We start from the raw sequence: 2986 nt of genomic DNA, 5'->3' as shown, positions 1-2986 counted from the left end.
AACGACCACGTTCGCGGCCATTCGACGTTCTCCAAAAACCGGCATGGCCGGTTCCGTGAGAGTGAACTGCTACGGCGCCTGTCCGAGACAACCGTCGCCCGCTGTATCGTGGAAGGCCTGGTGAGCGGTCAGCGTATGGCAATTGATGCCAACCTAATCAAGGCGGATGACTACAAGCAGAACTCAACATCGAAGGAAGATTGGGATGCAACGAGCATCGATTCTGCTGACCACGCGCGGTTCAAGAGTATCTCGAAACACTAGATGATGCCGCATTCGGCGCGTCAACTAAGGCCGTACCCAAGTACATCTCGCCTGTTGACCCCGCCGCGCGCTGGACCGGGGTGGATGGTGGTGCAGCCTTCTTCGCATATTCAACCAACTATATGGTGGATTTGGACAACACGGTCATCGTCGATGTATAGCACGTCAGTGCCAATCCGAACCGCCGAGACCTTTGCGGCACGCCTTATGCTCGACCGGATTACGGATCGCATCGGTATGATGTCAGACAAGCTGATTGGCGATACGGGCTACGGATCAGCGGAGATGTTGGATCGGTTGGTGGAAGAGCGCGGCATCGCTGCACATATGCCGGTCTGGGCTAAATCGAAGCGAACGGACGGCACATTCTCTCGCGAAGACTCTTCCTATGACCCTGCAACCGACAGCTGCACATGTCCTGACAACAAAGAACTAGCGGACATACCGCCGGAACTTCTCCAACTCCTAGGAACCCAATGGCGGCGAAGACGGGTTCATCCGATACCGCGCCTCAAAACACGACTGCCATGCATGCCCCTTGAAGCCGCAGTGCCGCCCAGGCGCCGTGCATGAAGCCGCGCGAGATATCGCCCGCGAAATCTGGAAAACAGACGCCTTCCTGACCTCGTTCAATCAGAGGCAAAAGGTCGCGATGCTGATCGCGCATCTGAAGTGATACATAGGGGTGCCGATGATGCGACTCCGAGGGCCCAAAGGCGCATATGAACAGTTCCAACTCGAAACCACCGCGCAAAATCTCTGGAAGCTCGTACAACTGGTCCCGCAACCGGCACTAACGGGTTGAAACGAAGAGCTCACAATTTGACGCGACGCCCGAAACGGGTCCAAACCCCAGTTCTTCAATACGAGCCGGACATACCCGCCGCTTGGGGTTTGAGGACCAAGTACAGCATACATTCGAAGGCTCGTGCAGCATTTACCGGAAACTTTTCTTCCCGGCCAGAGTTTGATTCTCTGTTTTGTGTGTCTTCTGTACCGGCCAATTCCGTGGCAATGTCTTTGTGGTTCGGCAACAGAAGGAAGCCACTATGGCACAGACATTGGATGCAAATCGTCAAATTGTTCTCGCCGAGCGACCAAAAGGTCAACCAGACGACAACACACTGAAATTGCAGACAACCAATGTGCCAGTGCCCGACGAAGGCGAAATGCTGGTGCGCACGGTTTACCTGTCCTTGGATCCCTACATGCGGGGACGCATGAATGATGCCAAGTCCTACGCCGAACCTGTGGCGATCGGAGAGGTCATGACTGCCCAGGTCGTTGGACAGGTGGTGACTTCCAATCTCAAAGGCTACGAAGAAGGCGACTTCGTGCTTTCCGGCAGCGGCTGGCAAGACTATGCGATCTCCGACGGAGTTCAGGTGATGAACCTGGGTAAGAACCCGAAGAACCCATCCTGGGCATTGGGAATTCTTGGGATGCCTGGCTACACCGCCTATGCAGGACTGTTGAAAATTGGAGAGCCAAAACCGGGCGAAACCGTCGTTGTGGCAGCGGCAGCGGGGCCGGTCGGGGCAACAGTCGGGCAAATCGCAAAGCTGAAAGGTTGCCGGGTCGTTGGTATTGCCGGAGGGCCCGAGAAATGCGGTCACGTGGTGGAAAACCTAGGGTTTGATGCCTGCATTGATCACCGGTCGGATGAGTTGGCCACCGAATTGCGCGAAGCATGTCCGAACGGGATTGACGTGTATTTCGAAAACGTTGGGGGCAAAGTGCTTTACGCGGTTTTGCCGCTGCTTAACCCTTTTGCTCGTATCCCCGTGTGTGGTGTGGTGGCTTGGTATAATTTGCCTGGTCTTCCAAAGGGACCTGATATGGGACCGGCCATCATGGGCACCATACTGCGTATGAAGGTTAAGATGCAGGGCTTTATCATCTACGACAGTTTTCCGCTGTTGCTGTACAAAGAGTTTGCTCGGGACATGACCGCTTGGCTTCAAGATGGGTCCGTCAAATACAAAGAGCACGTCGTGGAAGGACTTGAAAACGCTCCTGCGGCCTTTAATCAGCTGCTGGTTGGCGGGAATTTTGGAAAGATGGTTGTCAAAGTCGGGTCGTAGGCATCCGGTTGTTTCGATTTGGTGATTGCCTTGAGGGAAAGTTGATTCTTGGATGGTTTTCAGGCTCATATGGCAACGTGGGATGGAAAGTGTCTTTCAACGTGATGAGACGGAGCGTCAGTATTCAAGAGTCCGTTGTTAGGGATTTTAGGGCAGATGGCGCGTGGCGGGTGGCTGATTAGGTGGACCGACTACTTAAAGCCATTTCGGGATCAGAACTTCACGTGCTGGAGGATTGCGGCCATTTCCAGATGGACGGTGGGTCCAAGAAAACCACTTCTTTGTTGGCGAGTTTCGTAAGTAGGCACGCCTGAATCAGGAAACGTAAAGATGCCGTTCACAGAGCTGGCTTGGGCGTCTCAATTGTCCGCAAATTAGACGTCGAGCGGAATTAAGTGAGCGTCCGTTTTTGGGCTTATACCGTTGAAGAACTCTTCCTTTTGGTTCGTTTTCTCTTCGAGGGATTTGGCCGGCTGCGTGCCTCTCACGCAGGATTTTCGGCTGTCGGTTGCTGGATGAGCTTTGCGAGCTTTCTAAGGTTCTGGGTGGTGGCGGCGAGGTGGAACTCGTCCCGAGCGCCGCATGGGTCACGTAATCGGAGGCGCCCGAGACCGAGGATGCGCTTGAGGTGGGCAAAT

The 2986-nt window shown here is 54.5% G+C and carries 2 protein-coding genes; both read left to right on the top strand.

Features of this window, described 5'->3' with window-relative positions; genetic code table 11:
• Positions 1 to 264: transposase (locus ACR0CG_RS23650; RefSeq protein WP_480527939.1), on the top strand; the 264-nt coding region annotated here is incomplete at its 5' end.
• Positions 265 to 1313: 1049 nt separating this feature from the next.
• Positions 1314 to 2348: an NADP-dependent oxidoreductase gene (locus ACR0CG_RS23645; protein WP_480527937.1), complete on the top strand. Its 1035-nt coding sequence runs from the start codon at positions 1314 to 1316 to the stop codon at positions 2346 to 2348.
• Positions 2349 to 2986 lie beyond the last annotated feature (638 nt).

It is taken from the genome of Ruegeria sp. AB8, from assembly GCF_056542605.1.
The sequence above is the reverse complement of the archived record's forward strand: the minus strand, read 5'-3'. Positions and strand labels throughout refer to the sequence as shown.

Excerpts from the sequence above, each read along its gene's own strand:
- ACR0CG_RS23645 (WP_480527937.1), top strand. The coding sequence starts at position 1,314 with ATGGCACAGACATTGGATGCAAATCGTCAAATTGTTCTCGCCGAGCGA.